General features: G+C 69.5%; 19 protein-coding genes and 1 tRNA gene. 9 read left to right on the plus strand and 11 right to left on the minus strand.

Annotated features, from left to right (window positions below; genetic code table 11):
• Window positions 1-10 precede the first annotated feature (10 nt).
• The 3 genes from ASF68_RS04020 to ASF68_RS04030 are packed head-to-tail and all read right to left on the minus strand — an operon-like array spanning window position 11 to window position 3,041.
• The gene (locus ASF68_RS04020) at window positions 11-949 is read right to left on the minus strand and encodes a type II secretion system F family protein (RefSeq protein ID WP_056007137.1); all 939 of its coding nucleotides are present in this window, start codon (window positions 947-949) and stop codon (window positions 11-13) included.
• Entirely contained in the window at window positions 946-1,815 is an 870-nt protein-coding gene (locus tag ASF68_RS04025; protein WP_056007141.1) for a type II secretion system F family protein, read from the minus strand. The genes ASF68_RS04020 and ASF68_RS04025 overlap by 4 nt, the downstream gene beginning before the upstream one ends.
• A complete protein-coding gene (locus ASF68_RS04030; protein ID WP_056007145.1) occupies window positions 1,812-3,041 on the minus strand; it encodes a CpaF family protein in 1,230 nt (409 codons plus the stop codon). The genes ASF68_RS04025 and ASF68_RS04030 overlap by 4 nt, the downstream gene beginning before the upstream one ends.
• Before the next feature lie 93 nt (window positions 3,042-3,134).
• On the opposite strand from ASF68_RS04030, the gene ASF68_RS04035 reads away from it, so the two are divergent.
• Both ASF68_RS04035 and ASF68_RS04040 read left to right on the plus strand, forming a co-directional pair.
• Window positions 3,135-3,527, plus strand: coding sequence for a barstar family protein (locus tag ASF68_RS04035; RefSeq protein ID WP_157579810.1), 393 nt, complete (start codon window positions 3,135-3,137; stop codon window positions 3,525-3,527).
• Between the two features lie 73 nt (window positions 3,528-3,600).
• Window positions 3,601-4,344, plus strand: a complete 744-nt coding sequence (locus ASF68_RS04040; protein WP_056007148.1) for an NAD(P)H-hydrate epimerase — start codon at window positions 3,601-3,603, stop codon at window positions 4,342-4,344.
• Between the two features lie 55 nt (window positions 4,345-4,399).
• On the opposite strand, the gene ASF68_RS04045 is transcribed toward ASF68_RS04040, so the two are convergent.
• Window positions 4,400-6,313 (minus strand): anthranilate synthase family protein, encoded by a 1,914-nt coding sequence (locus tag ASF68_RS04045; RefSeq protein WP_056007150.1) that lies wholly within the window; start codon window positions 6,311-6,313, stop codon window positions 4,400-4,402.
• Window positions 6,314-6,568: 255 nt separating this feature from the next.
• Between ASF68_RS04045 and ASF68_RS04050 the strand changes: the two genes are divergently transcribed.
• Window positions 6,569-6,650 (plus strand) — tRNA-Leu (locus ASF68_RS04050).
• 52 nt (window positions 6,651-6,702) lie between these two features.
• Complete coding sequence (locus ASF68_RS04055; protein WP_056007153.1) at window positions 6,703-7,449, plus strand: DedA family protein; 747 nt, start codon at window positions 6,703-6,705, stop codon at window positions 7,447-7,449.
• Between the two features lie 45 nt (window positions 7,450-7,494).
• On the opposite strand, the gene ASF68_RS04060 is transcribed toward ASF68_RS04055, so the two are convergent.
• The 4 genes from ASF68_RS04060 to murI all read right to left on the minus strand — a co-directional run bounded on the left by ASF68_RS04060 (window position 7,495) and on the right by murI (window position 10,688).
• Window positions 7,495-8,409: a cation diffusion facilitator family transporter gene (locus ASF68_RS04060; RefSeq protein WP_056007156.1), complete on the minus strand. Its 915-nt coding sequence runs from the start codon at window positions 8,407-8,409 to the stop codon at window positions 7,495-7,497.
• Window positions 8,410-8,486: 77 nt separating this feature from the next.
• Entirely contained in the window at window positions 8,487-9,116 is a 630-nt protein-coding gene (locus tag ASF68_RS04065; protein WP_056007159.1) for a non-canonical purine NTP pyrophosphatase, read from the minus strand.
• Complete coding sequence (rph, locus tag ASF68_RS04070) at window positions 9,116-9,850, minus strand: ribonuclease PH (protein WP_056007162.1); 735 nt, start codon at window positions 9,848-9,850, stop codon at window positions 9,116-9,118. Before rph ends, ASF68_RS04065 begins: the two co-directional genes overlap by 1 nt.
• Window positions 9,843-10,688, minus strand: coding sequence for a glutamate racemase (murI, locus tag ASF68_RS04075; protein WP_056007165.1), 846 nt, complete (start codon window positions 10,686-10,688; stop codon window positions 9,843-9,845). The genes rph and murI overlap by 8 nt, the downstream gene beginning before the upstream one ends.
• A gap of 88 nt (window positions 10,689-10,776) precedes the next feature.
• On the opposite strand from murI, the gene ASF68_RS04080 reads away from it, so the two are divergent.
• On the plus strand, window positions 10,777-12,105 hold the full coding sequence (locus ASF68_RS04080; RefSeq protein WP_082498475.1) for a nicotinate phosphoribosyltransferase: 1,329 nt from the start codon (window positions 10,777-10,779) through the stop codon (window positions 12,103-12,105).
• Window positions 12,106-12,144: 39 nt separating this feature from the next.
• On the opposite strand, the gene ASF68_RS04085 is transcribed toward ASF68_RS04080, so the two are convergent.
• From ASF68_RS04085 to ASF68_RS04095, 3 genes are all read right to left on the minus strand, one after another.
• A complete protein-coding gene (locus ASF68_RS04085; protein ID WP_056011344.1) occupies window positions 12,145-12,420 on the minus strand; it encodes a DUF3039 domain-containing protein in 276 nt (91 codons plus the stop codon).
• 100 nt (window positions 12,421-12,520) lie between these two features.
• Window positions 12,521-14,092, minus strand: coding sequence for a hypothetical protein (locus ASF68_RS04090; protein WP_056007168.1), 1,572 nt, complete (start codon window positions 14,090-14,092; stop codon window positions 12,521-12,523).
• Window positions 14,068-15,201 carry an ABC transporter ATP-binding protein gene (locus ASF68_RS04095; protein WP_235526750.1) on the minus strand — a complete coding sequence of 378 codons (1,134 nt, stop codon included), beginning with the start codon at window positions 15,199-15,201 and terminating at the stop codon, window positions 14,068-14,070. The genes ASF68_RS04090 and ASF68_RS04095 overlap by 25 nt, the downstream gene beginning before the upstream one ends.
• On the opposite strand from ASF68_RS04095, the gene ASF68_RS04100 reads away from it, so the two are divergent.
• From ASF68_RS04100 to ASF68_RS04115, 4 genes are all read left to right on the plus strand, one after another.
• Window positions 15,188-15,781 (plus strand): hypothetical protein, encoded by a 594-nt coding sequence (locus ASF68_RS04100; RefSeq protein WP_157580197.1) that lies wholly within the window; start codon window positions 15,188-15,190, stop codon window positions 15,779-15,781. The genes ASF68_RS04095 and ASF68_RS04100 overlap by 14 nt on opposite strands.
• 396 nt (window positions 15,782-16,177) lie before the next feature.
• Complete coding sequence (locus ASF68_RS04105) at window positions 16,178-16,870, plus strand: NTP transferase domain-containing protein (RefSeq protein ID WP_056007174.1); 693 nt, start codon at window positions 16,178-16,180, stop codon at window positions 16,868-16,870.
• Window positions 16,871-16,987: 117 nt separating this feature from the next.
• Window positions 16,988-17,755 carry an ABC transporter permease gene (locus ASF68_RS04110; protein ID WP_056007176.1) on the plus strand — a complete coding sequence of 256 codons (768 nt, stop codon included), beginning with the start codon at window positions 16,988-16,990 and terminating at the stop codon, window positions 17,753-17,755.
• Window positions 17,755-18,513, plus strand: a complete 759-nt coding sequence (locus ASF68_RS04115; RefSeq protein ID WP_056007179.1) for an ABC transporter ATP-binding protein — start codon at window positions 17,755-17,757, stop codon at window positions 18,511-18,513. Before ASF68_RS04110 ends, ASF68_RS04115 begins: the two co-directional genes overlap by 1 nt.
• The last annotated feature ends 6 nt before the right edge of the window (window positions 18,514-18,519 follow it).

The following is an 18,519-nucleotide window of genomic DNA, read 5'->3' on the forward strand; positions in this document are numbered from 1 at the left end:
GGACCTTTCGTTAGAAGCCGGTGCGGAGCACGAAGACTCCGGGGAAGACGGCGATGATGATGGACAAGGGCAGGATCAGGAAGACGAGGGGCACGAGCATCGCGACCTCCTTCTTCCCGGCGGACTCCAGCAGGCGGCGTTTGGCGGTGTCGCGTCCGTCGTGCGCGTGGTCGAGGAGCACCGCGGCGACGGGGGTGCCACGTTCGAGCGCCCCGAGGATCTGGTCCACGCACCGGGAGAGCGTCGGCATCGCGAGTCTGGCCTCGAACTGACGGAACGACTGCGCGAACGGGATCCCCGTCGAGACCTCTGCCATGACCTGCCGGAACTCGTTCCCCAGTTCACCGCTGGAACCGATCCGTGCGACGCGGTCCATCGCGTCGGTGATCGCCTCGCCGGCGGCGAGGCTCAGGCTGAGGAACTCGAGGACCGTCGGGAGTTCCTCCTCGATGCGCGCCAGCCGGCGGCGGGCGGTGAGGTTGAGCAGTTGGTCGCGCAGGACGATGCCCGCGACCGCGCCCAGCGCGGGCAGCGCCGCAGCGAACGGGAGCGGGAGTCGACCGCCGCTGAACGCGAGCACGGCGAGCGCCGCTCCGATGGCGAAGCCCCCGAGCCCCCACAGCAGTTGCATCAGTCGGTAGCGCTCCAGCGTGGGACCTCCGGCCTGCCCGAGTCTGCGGACGACGAGTTCCTGGTCCGCTCCGACAAGGCCGAGCAGCCAGCGCAGACCGCGGAGGATCGGGACCAGCAGCGTTCCGATCACCGGCAACGGGTCCGTCGAACGTCGTGCCGCCCGCTGCCGGGCATCGCTGGAGAGGTCGACCAGATAGGGCGCGATGCGGTCCGCCAGCCGGGGCCTGCCGAGCGCGGGGAGGAGCATGGCGAGCGCCCACAGGCCGATGCCCAGGGTCGCTCCGAGACACAGCGCCCAGGCGCCGTCGGCGCTCATCGGAACCACCGTCGTTCGGGTTGCAGGCGACCCACGCGGAGCATGGCCTGGTAGGCGAGCGCCGAGACGACGACGCCCGCGACGATCAGGACCGCGCCCTCGCGCGAGTTGTAGGCCGCCGAGGTCTCCGGCCGGGAGGAGAGCAGCAGGAGGATCGCCCACGGCGCGGCGACACCGAGCCGGGCCGCGTTGACGACCCAGGATTGGCGCGCCTCGGCCTCGGCACGGATCGCCGACTCCTCGCGCAGACCGGCGGACAGCGCTCGCAGCACCGCTGGGAGCTCCGTGCCGCCGACGTCGCGCGCCATCCTGACCGTCTCGAGGATGCGGTCGGCGACGGGGTCCGCGAGTGCGGTCTTGAGGTCGTCGAGGCCGTCCGTGAATCGCCCTGCGGCCCGGTAGTCGGCGCTGAACGCTGCGAAGGCTGGGCGGAGCGGAGCTGGTCCGACGGTGTCGAGCGCGGCGACGGCGTCCGGGAGCGAGAGTCCCGACCGGATGGCGGACAGCAGGTGGTCGACGACGTCGGGCCAGAGCCCGCGTTGCAGGCGTCGACGGGCGGCGGCGCGGGCGCGCAGCACGATCACCGGTGCGACGAGTCCCGCGACGGCGACGACCGCGCTGAGCGGCATGACCCGACAGAGACCCTGCACGACGGCACCCGACACCAGACCGGCGAGCACGGCGACCACGAGGGTGGCGGCCCAATACCGGCCGGGGAGGCCGGCCAGGATGAGGAGCTCCCGAAGGGCAGCGACGGGACGCCACCGCTCGAGCCTCGCCCGCAGCGGCTCGGGTTCGGGCCACCACCAGGGCGCCAGGGTGAGGAGCAGCCCGGCCGCGAGCAGCGCGCCGACGACGAGACTCATCGCTCGCCAGCAGTGAGGATCGAGGCGAGCGAGATGCCTGCCGCCCGGTACTTGTCGTCGCGGAGTGGGAACCGCCCGGTCGCGCGCAACTCGCCGTCGCGGTGTTCGAACAGCGTGGAGGCCTCGATCGTGTGGGATTCCCCGCTCCCGCCCACCGCGATGATCTCGGCCACCCTCCGACGACCGGTGCGGTCGAGCTCACAGTGCACGACCAGGTCGACGCAGGACGCCACGGCTGGTCGGACGAACCCGGAGTCGATGTTGCGCCCGGCGAGCAGCGGCAGGGTGCAGAGCTTGCCGATCGCGTCGCGAGCGGAGTTCGCGTGGATGCTGCAGAGCCCGGGCAGCCCGCTGTTCAGGGCGATGAGGAGGTCGAGGCTCTCAGCCTCGCGGACCTCCCCGACGACGATGCGGTCAGGCCGCATCCGCAGGGCCTCCTTGATGAGACGGCGGAGGGTGATCTCCCCCGTCCCCTCGAGACTGGCTTGTCGACACTGCATCGCGACGACGTCGCGGTTGCCCGGCGCGAGCTCGAACGTCTCCTCCACGGTGACGATGCGGAGGGCGGGATCGAGTGCCGCGATGAGCGCGCCGAGCATGGTGGTCTTCCCCGCCTGCGTCGCCCCGGACACCAGGAGGTTGGCACCGGCGGTCATGCTGGCCCGCAGGAACTCCGCGGCCTGGTAACTGATCGACCCGGCGGCGACGAGCTGACCGAGGTCGCGGATCCGCGCGGAGAACTTGCGGATGTTGATCGACATGTGGCGCCGGGTGACGTCCGGGATGACGACGTGCAACCGGGATCCGTCGGGGAGCGACGCGTCGACGAACGGGTTGGCCAGATCGACCCGACGTCCGGTCGCTCGGAGCATCCGTTCCACGAGGTCGCGGACGTCGCCCTCGCCGAGCATGACGTCGGTGAGTTCAGACACCCCGGAACGTGCCACGAAGACCTTGGTCGGCTCATTGATCCAGATCTCCTCGACGCTCGGATCGTCGAGCAGGGGCTGGATCGCCCCGAAGCCGGTCACGGCTGCGAGCACCTCACTCGTCATGCCGTGCTCGTCGTCGATGAGCGGTGTGGCGTCGTTCAACGCGTGCTCGTTGTACCGACGCACCTCTTCACGGGCGATCCGCCCTGCTCCACCGCGCCGGCTCGGTTCACCGAACTCCTCGCGCACCCGGTCGCGCACGCGCGCCGTGATGATCTCAGCCGCTGTCCCCATGCCGCCATCCTGACGAACACCGGCCGTAGCTCGCAGAAGTTATCCACAGCACCACCGCGCCGGGTGTCCGGGGCCGCTCGGTAGGCTCGGATCGTGCCGACCACCTTCCACATCGACGGGTCCGAGATCCACGACATCGCCTCGTTCTACGACGTGATGAACGCCCTGCTCATGCGGGATGAGGACTGGGATCTCGGCCCGAGCCTCGACGCCCTCGACGACGTCCTGTACGGCGGGATCGGTGCGCTCCGCGATCTCGACGAGGTCCGCTTCGTCTGGACCGGGCACGAACGCAGTCGCGCCGCGCTCGGCGTCGCGGCCACCCGTGCCTGGCTGCAGGAGAAGGTCGACCGAGGCGCTCCGTTCGACACCGACCGCCTCACGGCGCAGCTGCACGACCTCGACACGGGTCGTGGGACGACGTACTTCGAGCTGATCCTCGAGGTCTTCGCCGGCCACCCTGGGCTCAGGCTCGACCTCGCCTGAACGGACGCCTGGTCGCGCACGAGCCGACCGCAACCGCTTGCGGCCGCTCACGCGAGCGGGAAGAGTGGGCGCCATGATGAACGGCTACACCGCAGACCAGGTCCGAGCCGCAGAGGCACCACTGCTGGCTGCAGGTGAACCACTCATGGCTCGAGCCGCCCACGGCCTCGCCGAGGAGTTGCGGGCCGTCCTGGTGGAGCGCGCGGCGGAACTCGACGGTACCGTGCCGGACGCCTGGAGGATCCTCCTGCTCGTGGGATCAGGCGACAACGGCGGGGACGCCCTGTTCGCCGCCGCCGAACTGGCCGGCTCGGAGGGCCCCGAGGGGGTCCCGCTCGACCTCGTCGTCGCACGCACCGGCGACCACGCGCACGAGGCCGGCTACGCCGCCGCCGTCGAGGCGGGCGTGCGCTTCCTCGTCAACTCCCCCGCCGAACCGGACGACGCCGCGGACGAGGCGAAGGGTGCGGCGCTCGTGGTGGACGCGGTCTTCGGCATCGGCGCGAGCCGGAACCCGAGCCTCCGCGGCGCACCCAAGGCGATCGTCGAGGCCGTCCTTCCGATCGTACAGAGCGCCGGCGGGCCCACGGTGGTGGCCGTGGACGTCCCGAGCGGCATCGACCCCGACGAGGGAAGCGTGCCCGAGGGCGCCGTCCTCCCGGCCGAGGTCACGGTCACCTTCGGCGCGGTGAAGGCCGGACTCCTCATCCCACCCGGCTCCGCCTACGCGGGAGACGTGCGGCTGATCGACATCGGCCTCGGGCCGCAGCTCGCGGGCGTCACCCCGTTCACGATGCTCGACCAGGCCGACGCCTGACACCGCCTCGAGGAGTCATCCCCAGGCGGTCGCGGAGCGCGGCGTCGGGACGCGGTCAGGCGTCGACCGGCGCAGCCGACACCCCTGACGCCACGCCGGCGAGCGCGTGCCCTGCGAGCGAACCGAGGGTGCGGAGCCCGTCCCTGGACAGCACCGATTCCAGGTGTCCCTGCACCGAGGCGAACCCGCGACCGCGCATGGCGAAGACGTCGCCGGAGACGGGGTCCGCGGCGATCTCGACCCCGCCCACCGGCGCATCTCCCGAGGAGCGGGCCGTGAAGGTGTTGTAGAACCCGATCAACGACTGCTCGCCGAAGAGGTCGAGGTCGAGTTGCAGCCCCTGGCGAGGAGCGTCGAGTCGGGCGATCGGCAGACCGAGCTGGATCGCCAGCACCTGGTGGCTCAGGCACACCGCGAGGAGGGGGGCACCGGCCGCGAGGCGTGCTGACACGATCTCGTGGAGGCGGCGGACCCGGGGCTCGGCGAGGTCGAGCGGGTCGCCTGGTCCGGGTCCGGCGACGAGCAGGTCGGCGTCCAAGCGCGAGTCGTTCACCGTCGACCAGTGCTCGACGTCGACGGTCATGCCGAAGTGGCGAAGTTGGTGGGCGAGCATCGCGGTGAACTCGTCCTCGGCGTCGACGATGATCGCGGAACGGCCGGACAACGGACCGGTTGGCGCCGCGTGCTGGGGCTGCAACCAGAAGGGTGCGAGCCGCTCGTTGCGGGCCCGAAGCGCCTCCTCGACCCCCGGCTCGGCGGCGAGGTCGACCGTCGGGCCGAGCTCGGGCGGAGCCATGACGCCGAGCGCCGTGAGCACACCGGCCGCCTTCGCAGCCGTCTCGGCCACCTCGGAGACGGGATCCGAATGCCGGACCAGCGTCGCCCCGGCGGGGACCCGGACGAGCCCTGCGTCGTCGAGGTAGGCCGTGCGGATGAGGATCGGGGCGTCGAGTTCGTAGTCGCCGTCGTCCATCGGGGTGAACAGCGCGAGGACGCCCGAATAATAACCGCGCGGGTTGCGCTCGTGTCGGGCGATGACGGCGCAGGCGTTCTGCATGGGCGACCCCGTGACCGTCGGCGCGAACATCGTCAGCCGCAGCACCTCCCGGACGTCGAGGTCGCTCGTTCCGGCCAGCAGGTACTCGGTGTGCGTGAGGCGCGACATCTGCTTGACGTAGGGCCCGAGGATGCGTCCGCCGGATGCACAGACCCGGCTCATCATCTTCATCTCCTCGTCGACGACCATGAAGAGTTCCTCGGTCTCCTTGACGTCACCCAGGAACGCGCGGAACTCGTCGCCGGTCGCGCCGGAGCGCGGGTGGCGGAACGTCCCGCTGATGGGGTTCATCGTCACGGTCCGCTCGCCCGTCGACGCGTCGCGGGAGACGGCGACGTGCCGCTCAGGCGTCGCGCCGGCCATCGAGACCCCCGGCGTGTGCACGGCGAACGTCCAGTAGGCTCCGGTCTCCCCCGAGAGGAGCGCCCGCAACCAGGCGAGGACCGCGCGCTCGGCGGGCACCTCGGTCGTCGCGGTGAACTCGCGGCGGATGACGAAGTTCGCGCCTTCACCGCGGCCGATCTCATCCTCGATCACGCGGCGGACGATCGCCGCGTAGTCCTCGTCGGAGACGTCGAACCCGCCGTCGAGCAGCGGGACCACGTCGATCGGCAGCCGGTCGAGCAACTCGCCGAGGGCGACCGACTCCCGTTCCTCGACAACGAGGCATCGCAGCGGCGCGCCGTCGTCCATCGCTGCGAAGCCGCGCTCACGCACCTGTCGGTACGGCACGAGGGTGAGGACCTCCGGTCGGCGTGCGTCGCCGGCCGCTCCGAGCGGGATGTCGGCGAGCGAGTCGACGTCGACGACGTCGCCGGTGTAGAGGTCGACGGTGTCGCTGCCGTGGCGGCGGATCACCGCGAACGGGAAGTCGGGGCCGGCGTTCAGCACGCGGTTGAGCAGGGTGGTCATGGTGGTGTCCTCAGGCTGGGACCGATCCGACAGGGCCTCCGAACGAGAACGACCGCCCTGTCAGGCGGTCGAGTCGTCGTGTGTGCACGTGCGCGGTCCGCCTAGGAGGCGGGCCACCAGCTCGTTGCACACGTCGTTCGCATGGAGCCGAGCATACACGGCGCGGCACCGGCTCTGCTGGGCGTCGGAGCGGCCGCCGCGGCGCCACGAAGCACAGGACGTTCCCGACCTCGCTCCCGTAGACTGAGCCGAGCCGCGGGAGTGGTGGAATTGGCAGACACGCAGGATTTAGGTTCCTGTGCTTTCGAGCGTGAGGGTTCAAGTCCCTTCTCCCGCACGCGACACCGTCGTACGCCGTTCCATCCCTCCCCCGACAGCAGGAGCTCCGCATGGTCCACACCGCCCTCATCCCCTGGCTCGACCCGGAGGGCATCATCACGGCCGTCGGTCCGTGGGCCCTGGTCGTCGTGTGCGCGATCGTCTTCGCCGAGACCGGCCTCCTCGTCGGGTTCCTCCTGCCCGGCGACACCCTCCTCGTCATCACCGGCCTCCTCGCGTTCGGATCCGCGCGCGTCATCGAGATCGACATCTGGTGGGTCTGCCTCGCCATCGGATTCGCGGCATTCCTGGGCGGTGAGGTCGGGTATCTGATCGGGCACAAACTCGGGCCCAAAGTCTTCGAGCGGAAGGAGTCCGGTCTCTTCAGCATCAAGAACGTCGAGCGAACGAACGCCTTCTTCGAGCGCTTCGGCGCCCTCGCGGTCATCCTGGCCCGCTTCGTCCCGATCGTCCGGACCTTCGCACCGGTCGCCGCGGGCATCGGGCACATGAACTACAAGAAGTACTCGCTCTACAACCTCGTCGGCGCGTTGATCTGGGGCGCGGGCCTGACCTTCTTCGGCTACCTGCTCGGCTACATCCCCCCGGTCGCCACCTTCGTGCAGAACTACATCGACGTCATCCTCATCGGCGCGGTCGTCCTCACCCTCATCCCGACCACGTGGCACTACATCCAGTCGAGCCGGAAGGCGAAGGCGCTCCAGGGCACCATCTCCGAAGAGGAGCGTCGCGCGGCGGCCTCCAAGCTGGCCGACCAGGACGTCTTCAACCGCGACCGCGGCAACGACCCGGCCTGATCACCGGCGGCACCGTCGGCCCGCTACCGCGGCCACCGCGCCGGGTCAGCGGTGGTGGGACTCCTCGTGTGAGGCGTGCTCCTCAGGCTCCAGCTGGAACGTGGAATGCTCCACGTCGAAGTGGTCGTGAAGACACGAGCCCAGACGGTCGAGCAGCTCCCCCGTCCCGCCGAGCGCGAACACCCGCTGCTCGACGACGACGTGTGCGGAGAACACCGGCTGCCCGGAGGTGATCTGCCAGACGTGGACGTCGTGCACGGCGACGACCCCGTCCGTCCCGATCAGGTGGTCCCTGATCTCCTGCACGTCGGTGTCGGAGGGCGCGGACTCGCTGAGGACGTGGACCACGTCGCGGAGCAACGCCCAGGCGCGCGGCACGATCATCGCGGCGATCGCGAGCGACGCGATGGCGTCCGCCTGGGCGAACCCCGTCAGCAGGATGACGACCGCGGCGATGATGACGGCGATCGACCCCAGGAGGTCGCCGAGGACCTCGAGGTACGCGCCGCGCATGTTGATCGAGGAGTCACGGCCTCCCCTGAGGATCCAGAGCGCCCCGAGGTTCGCGACGAGGCCGATGACCGCGACGACCAGCATCGGCAGGCTCTGGACCTCGCCCGACGAGGGCTCGACGAGCCGGGCGATCCCTTCGAGGAGCACCGACACGGCCACGGCGATCAGGATCAACGCGTTGATCAGGGCCCCGAACACCTCGGCCCGCTGATACCCGAACGTCTGGCGGTCGGTGGCCGGTCGGGCAGCGACGATCGTCGCCACGAGCGCGATGACGAGCCCGGTCAGATCCGACAACATGTGCCCGGCGTCCGCGAGCAACGACAGCGAACCGCTCGCCCACGCGCCGACCAGCTCGACGACCAGGATGGTCGCGATGATGGCGATCGCCGCCACTAGTCGCGAACGGTTGGTGGCGCTGCCGGCGTGCGTGTGATCGTGACCCATGATGTGACAACCGTACGAGCTTCCCGGGGCCCCGGGAAGGGTTCATGCCGAGATAGGAATGGTCCTGAGTATCATGCTCAGTTGGCGGCCGCCGGCGCGGGCAGGAGCCCCCGCAACACCGGGACCAGTTCGCGGAAGGCGATCGCCCGGTGACTCGACTCGTTCTTCTCCACCGGTGTCAGTTGGGCCGCGGTACGGTGGTCGCCGCTGGGGATGAAGGCCGGATCATAGCCGAAGCCGTTCGTGCCGATCGGCTCCGTGGCGAGCGCCCCGCGCCAGGTTCCGACCGCCACATGCTCGAAGGGGTCCGTCCCCGGGATCCCCGCGGGCACGACGAGCGCGAGGTGGCAGGCGAACCATGCCGAACGGTGCTCCGCACGCACGTCGCGCAGTTGATCGAGCAGGAGCGCGAGGTTCGCCGACGAGTCGTGGTGCGAGCCCGCCCAACGCGCCGAGAAGATGCCGGGCGCGCCACCCAGGATGTCGACACCGATCCCCGAGTCGTCCGCGAGGGCGATCGAGCCGGTGTGGGCGGCGGCCACGCGGGCCTTGATCAACGCGTTCTCGCTGAACGACGTGCCGTCCTCGACGGGCTCAGGGCCGTCGTAGCCGAGGACCGTGATGCCCGGCACATCGCGGCTCACCAGCCGCTGGAACTCCTCGACCTTGTGCTGGTTGTGCGTCGCGAGGACGATCTCGACGGACATCAGCGTCCGAGGGCCTCGAACTGGATCGCCTTGAGCGACGCCGCACCACCGACGGCCAGATCGAGCAACGAGTCGAGCTCCCGGCGGTCGAACGGTGCCCCCTCGGCCGTCCCTTGCACCTCGACGAACGAGCCCCCTCCGGTCACCACGACGTTCATGTCGGTCTCGGCGCGCACGTCCTCGACATAGGCGAGGTCGAGCATCGGGACACCGTCGATGATCCCGACCGAGACGGCGGAGACGCTGTCCGTGAGTGGTGTGGCCTTCTGCGAGATGAACTTCTTCCCGCGCGCCCATTCGATGGCGTCGGCGAGGGCCACGTAAGCGCCCGTGATCGCGGCGGTCCGCGTGCCACCGTCGGCCTGCAGGACGTCACAGTCGATCACGATCGTGTTCTCGCCGAGCGCCTTCGTGTCGATCACGGCACGGAGGCTGCGGCCGATGAGCCGGGAGATCTCATGGGTCCGGCCTCCGATGCGTCCCTTGACCGCCTCACGGTCCATCCGCTCGTTGGTGGATCGCGGCAGCATGGAGTACTCGGCGGTGACCCAGCCCCGACCCTTGCCGTTCAGCCACCGGGGCACCCCGTTCGTGAACGACGCGGTGCACAGCACCTTGGTCCGCCCGAAACTGATGAGCGCCGAACCCTCGGCCTGCTCGCTCCAGCCCCGCTCGATGGTGATGGGACGCAGCTGGTCGTTGGTGCGGCCGTCGGCGCGCTGGATGTCACTCATGGATGTGCTCCTCGAACTGGTGGGATGGAAGGTCGATGACGCCGGTCTGGACGAGCGAGACCGTCGAGATCTCCCGGCCCATCAGGCGGTTGGCGAGGGCGATGAAGTCGTCGGCGCTGCTCCCCGTCGCCTCGTACCGGTGGACGGGCGGTTCGCCGCTGTCGCGGAGCAGGTCGCGGGTGACGAGGACCCGATACACGTCGTTCGCGGTCTCCGTGTCGCTCGAGACGAGGGACACCTGCGGGCCCATCACGTAACTGATCGCACCCTTCAGGAAGGGGTAATGGGTGCAGCCCAGCACGACCGTGTCGACCCCGGCATGCCGGAGCGGCGCGAGGTACTCCTCCGCGGCCTCCAGGAGGTCCGGACCGGTCGTGACACCCGCCTCGACGAACTCCACGAACCGCGGGCAGGCCTGCCCGAACACCGTCAGCTCGGGGTTGACCTCGAACAGGTCCTGATAGGCGCGCGAGTTGATGGTGCCCTCGGTTCCGATGACCCCGATGCGGCCGTTACGGGTGCTGCGCACCGCGGTTCGGACCGCCGGCTGGATGACCTCGACCACCGGGACCGAGTACCGTTCGCGGGCGTCGCGCAGCATCGCCGCCGACGCGGTGTTGCACGCGATGACGAGCATCTTGACGCCCTGGTCGACGAGGGTGTCGAGCACCTCGAGCGAATACCGTCGGACGTCGGCGATGGGTTTCGGCCCGTAGGGCGAATGGGCGGTGTCGCCGATGTAGATCACGGATTCGGCCGGGAGCTGGTCGCTGACCGCTCTCGCCACCGTGAGTCCGCCGACGCCTGAGTCGAAGATGCCGATGGGTGCGTCGTTCACGATGGTCCAGCCTACCGCGCATGACCCCTCGTCATGCCGGACCGCCCGATCACCGCGATCCGTGCACCCGCGCGGCTAGGCTGAACGGGTGCACGAGTCCTCAGCTCTCCTCACCGACCGTTACGAACTCACGATGCTGGACGCCGCCCTCCACCGCGGCACCGCCGATCGGGAGTGCCTCTTCGAGCTGTTCGCCCGCAGGCTCTCAGGCGGACGACGCTACGGGGTGGTCGCCGGTACCGGCCGGTTCCTCGAACTGCTCAAGCGGTTCCGGTTCGGCGAGGCGGAACTGGAGTGGCTGCGCGAGGAAGGCGTGGTCAGCACGGCGGCACTCGACTGGCTCGCCGACTACCGCTTCTCCGGTTCGGTCTGGGGGTACCGGGAAGGCGAGGTGTTCTTCCCCGGTTCGCCGATCCTCGTCGTGGAGGGTACCTTCGCGGAGGCCGTCATCCTCGAGACCCTCGCGCTCAGCGTCTTCAACTACGACAGCGCGGTCGCCACCGCGGCCGCACGCATGACCTCGGCCGCCGGTACACGCCCCCTCGCCGAGATGGGCTCGCGCCGGACCGGTGAGCGGTCGGCGATCGCTGCCGCCAGGGCCGCCTACATCGCGGGCTTCAGCGCCACGTCCAACCTCGAAGCCGGCCGCAGTTGGGGTATCCCGACGATGGGTACCGCCGCACACTCCTTCACCCTCCTGCACGACTCCGAGGAGGACGCGTTCCGGGCACAGATCGACACGATGGGCGCGGGGACGACGCTGCTCGTCGACACCTATGACATCGAAGCGGCGGTGCGGCTCGGCGTGCGCCTCGCAGGGCCCGAGCTCGGCGCGGTCCGCATCGACTCCGGCGACCTGCCGATCGTCGTCGACCAGGTGCGGCGACTGCTCGACGAGCTCGGCGCCACCACGACCCGCATCACGGTCACGAACGACCTCGACGAGCATGCCGTCGCCGCCTTGGCCGCCTCGCCCGTCGACTCCTACGGCGTCGGGACGTCCGTCGTCACCGGATCCGGCTCGCCGGCGATGGGGATGGTCTACAAGCTCGTGTCCCACCGCGACGACCAGGGCGACTGGATCAGCGTCGCCAAGAAGTCCGCTGAGAAGGCGACCGTCGGCGGCCGCAAGACCGCGGCACGCGCCTACGACCGCAACGGCGTCGCTCGGGAGGAGCGCATCTACCTCGGCGACGGGCCGGCCGGTCAGCACGAGGGGGCGGCCGACGCCGGTTCGGAACGCCCGCTCATGGTCCCGCTCGTGGTCGGCGGTCTCGTCGACGAGCAGTACCTCGGTGCCGCGGGAACGCGGCAGGCGAGGGAGCACCGTGAGCGTTCGGTCGCGGAACTGCCGCCGCGCGCCGTCAGCCTGACGCGCGGAGACCCGGTGCTTCCGACCGTCTACCTCGAGGGCTGACGCACCCTCGCGCCGGCCACGTTCGGACCCGCAAGCGGATCAGTCGCGCAGGAGCCGCTCGTAGATCTCCTTGCACGACGGGCAGATCGGGAACTTCTCCGGGTCGCGTCCCGGCGTCCACTTCTTGCCGCACAACGCCTTCACCGGCTTCCCGCTGAGCGCCGACTCGAGGATCTTCTCCTTCTTCACGTAGTGCGAGAAGCGCTCATGATCGCCGGGTTCGATGTTCTCGCTCTCGATGAGCTCCTCGAGCTCGCGATCCATGATCGCGGTGCTCCCCCCGTCCGGTGTCCCGCCGGGGTCGATCGTGCTCATCTGCTGCTTCGTGCTGTCATGCTGCGCCATGGCTCCATGGTACCGCCGCAGAGGGCCCGGGGTTCCTGTGGTCCCGTCGGGGGCGGTCGGAGCCCTGGGATCAGTGGGAGCTGGCGAAGCCGACGATCTCGGGGCTGCGGCGGTCGAAGACCCGACCGCCGGCGAAGATCCCGATGACCAGGACGAGCAGGCCGGTGCCGACGCCCACCGCGAGCGCGCCGAAGTTCCAGTTGGGCTCGCCCGTGAGGCCGAGGACCGCCAGCCAGGCGGCCGGGATCGTGAGGACCACGGTGCCCAGCAGGCTCATGAACTGTGCGGACAGTCCGCTGCTGCCGGGGACCTGCGGCTGCTGGAACGGGCTGTCACCCGGCAGCGAGGTCGGGTACGGGAACCGAGCGGACACGAAACTCGCGATACCGGCGCCGCTCAGCAACAGACACGTGCTCACCCCGATCATCGACGGGAGCGCGTCCCAGTCGCCGTAGAACAGGATGCTGAGCGTCGATCCGACGGCGATGAGCGGAATGCCGATGAGCAGTACCGGGAAGAGACGGCCGATGCGGTCGGCTCGCCCGCGGACCCCCGAGGCCACATGCAACCAGACCGCGGTCGAGTCGAAGGCCAGGTCGTTGTGCAGGAGCCAGCCGAGGAACCAGCACACGACCGGGAGCGGCACGAGTGCGAGGACGTTCAACGGGATGCCTGCGACCAGCAGCGGGACGAAGAAGATGAACGGGGCGATTGGAATGATCACCAGCGAGACGAGGTATCGCGGATCGCGCAGCCAGTAGGTCATGCTGCGAGCGGCGATCACGCCCGCCGGACGCCCTGGCAGGAGGTCGAACCATCCCAGGCCGGTGCTCTCGCGACCGGTTCCGATGCGTTCCGGTGCGACGAGCAACCGTGCGACGAAAGCCTGCCAGGCGAACCAGAGGAGCGCGATCGTCGCTGCGGTCAGCAACAGTTTGACCACCGCGGGCACGACGTCGCCGATGGCCGCGTCGCCCGGGAACGACCACACGGCACCCAGGGGCGTCCAGCTCAGGATGTCGGCCACCCGGCCCAGCACGGCGAAACCGTCGCGCTGCCAGTCGACCGTGGTCAGGGCGATGATGGCCGGGCTCACGGCGATGATGAGCACGAGTCCGAGCACACCCATGACCTCTTTGGCGCGCCGCGTCGACAGCAGGCTCGCGGAGATCGACGTCGCGATCCGTGCCAGGAGTGCGCACAGCAGGACGCCGAGCACTGCCGACATGACGGCGAGGACCGCCGGGAGCGGCGACCTCGACCAGGTCACGACGGAGGATGCAGCGAGCACGGCGAGGACGATCGACGGAACGGAGACGAGTGCGGCGACGATCAGGCCCGCCGACAGGGTCCGGTTGGGGAGACCGTAGAGCGAGAACGCCCTCGGGTCGAGCTGGTCGTCCACCCCGAACACGAGCGGCAGCACGATGAAGCCCAGGACGATGACGGAGCCGACGAGCACGAGGAGGTTCCGGGTCACTTCCGGATCGGTCGTGCGGAGCGCGACGAGCCCGGTGCTCGCGAGCACCACGACCCAGACACCGAGCGCGATCGCCAGGACGAGTCCGACCAGTCGCCAGGGACTGCGGCGGAACGCGTTCAGCGTCAGCTGCAGTTTCAGTCGGAGAAGCTGTGCAACCATTCCATTCCCTCTGCCGACTTGCGGCCCCCGGCGAGTTCGACGAAGCGCTCTTCGAGCGTTCCCGTCCCCCGCACCTCGTCCACGGACCCGGCGGCGAGCACCTTGCCCTGGACGATGATGGCCACGTGATCGCACACACGCTGGATGAAGTCCATGCCGTGACTCGAGAGCACGACGGTTCCGCCGTTGGCGACGTAGCGCTGCAGGATCTCGATGACGTTGGCGGCCGACACCGGGTCGACCGACTCGAACGGCTCGTCGAGGATGAGGAGACGGGGCGAGTGGATGAGCGCCGCCGCGAGCGCGATCTTCTTCGTCATGCCGGCGGAGTAGTCGGACACGAGACGACCGAGCGCGTCGTCGAGACCGAACGCCCGAGCCAGGTCCGTGGTCCGCGACTTCACCGTCGCAGGGTCGAGTCCGCGGAGGACGCCGGAGTAGTAGAGCAGCTGGTTGCCCGTGAGGCGGTCGAAGAGCCGCAGGCGGTCCGGGAGGACGCCGATCGCACGCTTCGCCTCGGCGGGGTCCTGCCAGACGTCGACGCCCTGGACCCGGATGGATCCGGCATCGGGGCGCAGCAGGCCGGTGACCATGGACAGCGTCGTCGTCTTCCCGGCGCCGTTCGGACCGACGATGCCGTAGAAGGAGCCGCGTCGGACCTCGAGGTCGACGCCGTCGACGGCGACCGTGTCGCCGAACTGCTTCACGAGCCCGGAGATCGACAGCACGATGGGGTTGGCCTCGGGCGCCGCGGTGTCGGCGCCCTTGCCAGCGGCCGGCGACTCAGCGGGCGTCGACGGCGGCTTCGTCGTCGTGGGACGGGCGACCGGACGCTTCGGCGCGACCGGCGGGGCTGCCACCGACGGCTGCGCGGCCTGCACGTCCGAAGCCGGCTCGGTGCGCGCCGACTCGACGGTCGGGCGGGGATCCTCCGTCGTGGTCGTCGCGGCGGTCTCGGGAGCGGTGACCGGGTCGACCGTCGTCGCGGTCGTCGGTTCCGAAGCGGCCGTGGATCCGTCGACGCGGTCGGACTCGGTCGGCGTCACCGTGGTGTCGACGTCCGGGGTGGACCCGGGCTCGGCGGCTGGCGCGGACGTGTCTCCGACCACCGGGGCTCGGACCTCGTCGAGGACACCGGCACTCGCGGCCGCCGTCTGTTCGTTCGGCTTCGGCGTCGTGGTGCGAGCGGTGCCGGAGCGGGCCGGCGTCCGCTTCGCGGGCGTCCGGGTCGTCGTGGACTTCGCGGCGGTGGTCCGGCTCGTGCCGGTCTTCGCTGCCGGCGTCTTGGTGCCCGACGAAGCTCCGGTCGTGCGCGTCGTCGTCCTGGGAGCCCTCGGCGTCGATGCCGGAACCGCGGGGGTCGATCCGTCGTCCGGGGACGCTGGCGTCGCGATGCTCGGGTCCGTCTCGGGCGCAGCCTTGGCGGGCGTGCGCTTCGCCGCGGTGGTCCGGGCCGTCCCGGTCTTGGCCGCGGTGGTCCGCGCCGTGCCGGTCTTCGCCGCCGTGGTCCGCGAACCCGTCGAGCGGGTCGCCGTCGTCTTCTTCGCGCCCGTGGCGTCCGTCGGGTCCGCCCCGGTGGTGGTGCGTGCAGCACTCGGGCGCTTCGCCGGGGCCTTCGCCGTGCCGGAGGCGCGCGGCGTCGTCGTCCGGGGTGCGCGTTTCGCGGCAGACGGTGCCGCCGCGGACTGATCGTCCGGTGCACTCGGCTGCGCCACCCCTGGTGCGTCGGGAGCGGACGCCGCCGGCGGACTCGTCGACGGCCCGTCGGCAGGCGCGGGCTGCTCGGCGGGATCTGGCGGAGTCGTGGAAGTCACCAAGCAAACCTACCAACAGCAGCGCCCGCAGCGGACAGCGGAGTCACAGGATGAACAGTTGACACATCTCCCCCAAGCTGTGTAAACGCCGGGTGGTCGATCACGAAACGACAACGGACCCTGTGAACCCATGACAGACGGAGTTCACCGCGGCTAGCCTGTATTTTGGCATGACGGAGTGTCTTTCAATGCACGTCTTGGTAAATCCTCGGTGAATTGTCCACAGCTTCGTGGCACCGCGTGATTCCATACCCACACTGAGGAGAACAACGTGACCACCCAGGTAGTGATCCTTGCCGCCGGAATGGGCAGCCGTCTCGGCCGCTCGCTCCCGAAGCCCCTGACCGAGCTCAGCGACGGCCGCACCATCATGCAGCAGCAGTTCGACAACATCCACCACGCGTTCGGAGCGAGCGCGAAGGTGACGATCGTCGTCGGATACAAGCTCGAGCACATCATCGAGGCCTTCCCCGACGCGTCCTTCGTCTACAACGAGCAGTACGACCAGACCAACACCTCGAAGAGCCTCATGCGTGCACTCGCCGCATCGCAGGCCGGTGGCGTCCTCTGGATGAACGGCGACGTCGTCTTCGACCCGGCGGTTCTCGACCGCGCCGCGGCGATGATCGCCAAGGACCGCTCCTTCGTCACCGTCAACACCTCGAAGGTGTCCGACGAGGAAGTGAAGTACACGACCAGCGCCGAGGGGTACATCAAGGAACTCTCCAAGACGGTCGTGGGCGGGCTCGGCGAGGCCGTCGGCATCAACTACATCTCCTCGCAGGACAAGGCGATGCTGCACCGCTACCTCGCGAAGGTCGGCGACCAGGACTACTTCGAGCGCGGCATCGAGCTCGCCATCGAACGCGAGGGCATGCTCGTCGAACCGGTCGACATCTCGGACCTGTACGCGGTAGAGGTCGACTTCGCCGAGGACCTCGAGCGAGCGAACCTCTTCGTCTGAGCATCCCGTCCGCTCCGCACCCGAACGCCGTCCCGACGCTGAGCGTCGAGGACGGCGTTCCTGCGCGACCTCGATAAGGTTGGTCCCGTGAGTTCTTCAGCTGAGACGCGGCCAAGGATGTCGCGTTCGGCCAGATACCGCCACGCGCTCTGGATCTTGACCGTCCGGGATCTGCGCGTGCGCTACTCGACGAGTGCGCTCGGATACGTGTGGTCCATCCTCGACCCGCTCGTCATGAGCGGGATCTACTGGTTCGTCTTCACGCAGGTGTTCCGGCGCGATGTCGGCGAGGAGCCGTACATCGTCTTCCTCCTCGCGGCACTGTTGCCGTGGATGTGGTTCACCGGGTCGGTGTCGGACAGCACCCGTGCGTTCCTGCGCGAGGCGAAGCTGGTGCGGTCGACGACGATCCCCCGCACCATCTGGGTCAATCGCATCGTGCTGTCGAAGGGCATCGAGTTCCTCGCAGCACTCCCCGTCCTCGCGGCGTTTGCCGTCTTCAGCGGCGCGTCGGTGAACCTCGACATCCTGCTCTTCCCGCTCGCGATCGCCATCCAGGCCGTCCTCACCGTCGGGCTCTGCCTGATCGTCGCGCCCCTCGTCGTGTTCTTCCGCGACCTGGAACGCGCGGTCAAACTCGTGCTGCGCTTCATGTTCTACGCGACCCCGATCATCTACAGCACGACCGCCCTGCCGGACCGCATCGAGCCCTTCGCCGCGCTCAACCCCCTGAGCGGCATCTTCGCCCTGTACCGATCCGCGTTCTTCCCGCAGGAACTCGACTGGTACCTCGTGGGCGTCTCGGCCGGGATGTCCGCCGTGATCCTGGCGCTCGGCCTGCTGATCTTCAAGCGGTGCGAGCGCTCCGTGCTGAAGGAGATCTGATGTCGACCGACAGCTCCCCCACGACCCGCGCCGCCATCTCGGTGACCGACGCCGGCATCCGCTTCCGTCGGAACCGCGGCGGTCGGCGCAGCTTCAAGGACCTCTTCGCGGGACGGGACCGCCGATCGCGCCCGGGCGAGTTCTGGCCGTTGCGGCACGTCTCGTTCGAAGTCGCGCCCGGGGAGGCGATCGGCGTGGTCGGCCGGAACGGACAGGGCAAGTCGACGCTCCTGAAGCTCGTCGCCGGCGTCGTCCTGCCCGACGAGGGAACCGTGGGCGTCCGCGAGGGGGTCGCGCCCCTGATCGAGATCACGGGCGGCTTCGTTAACGACCTCACCGTCCGCGACAACGTCTACCTGACCTCGGGACTCCACGGCATGTCGCGTCGCGAGATCGACGAACGGTTCGACGACATCATCGCCTTCGCCGAGATCGCCGATTTCGTCGACACCCCGTACAAGCACCTCTCCAGCGGCATGAAGGTCCGCATCGCGTTCGCGGTCATCGCGCAGCTCGAGGAACCGATCATCCTCGTGGACGAGGTGCTGGCCGTCGGCGACCGGGCCTTCCGTGAGAAGTGCTACCGCCGGATCGAGGAGCTCCTCGAGGGCGGGCGGACGCTGTTCTTCGTCTCGCACAACGAGAAGGACCTCCGCCGGTTCTGCACGCGCGGCCTCTACCTCGACAAAGGTGCCCTCGTCCTCGACGCGTCGATCGACGACGTGCTCGACCGCTACAACGCCGACTACAACAGCTGAGCCGCC

It is taken from the genome of Plantibacter sp. Leaf314, assembly GCF_001423185.1.
Lineage (GTDB): Bacteria > Actinomycetota > Actinomycetes > Actinomycetales > Microbacteriaceae > Plantibacter.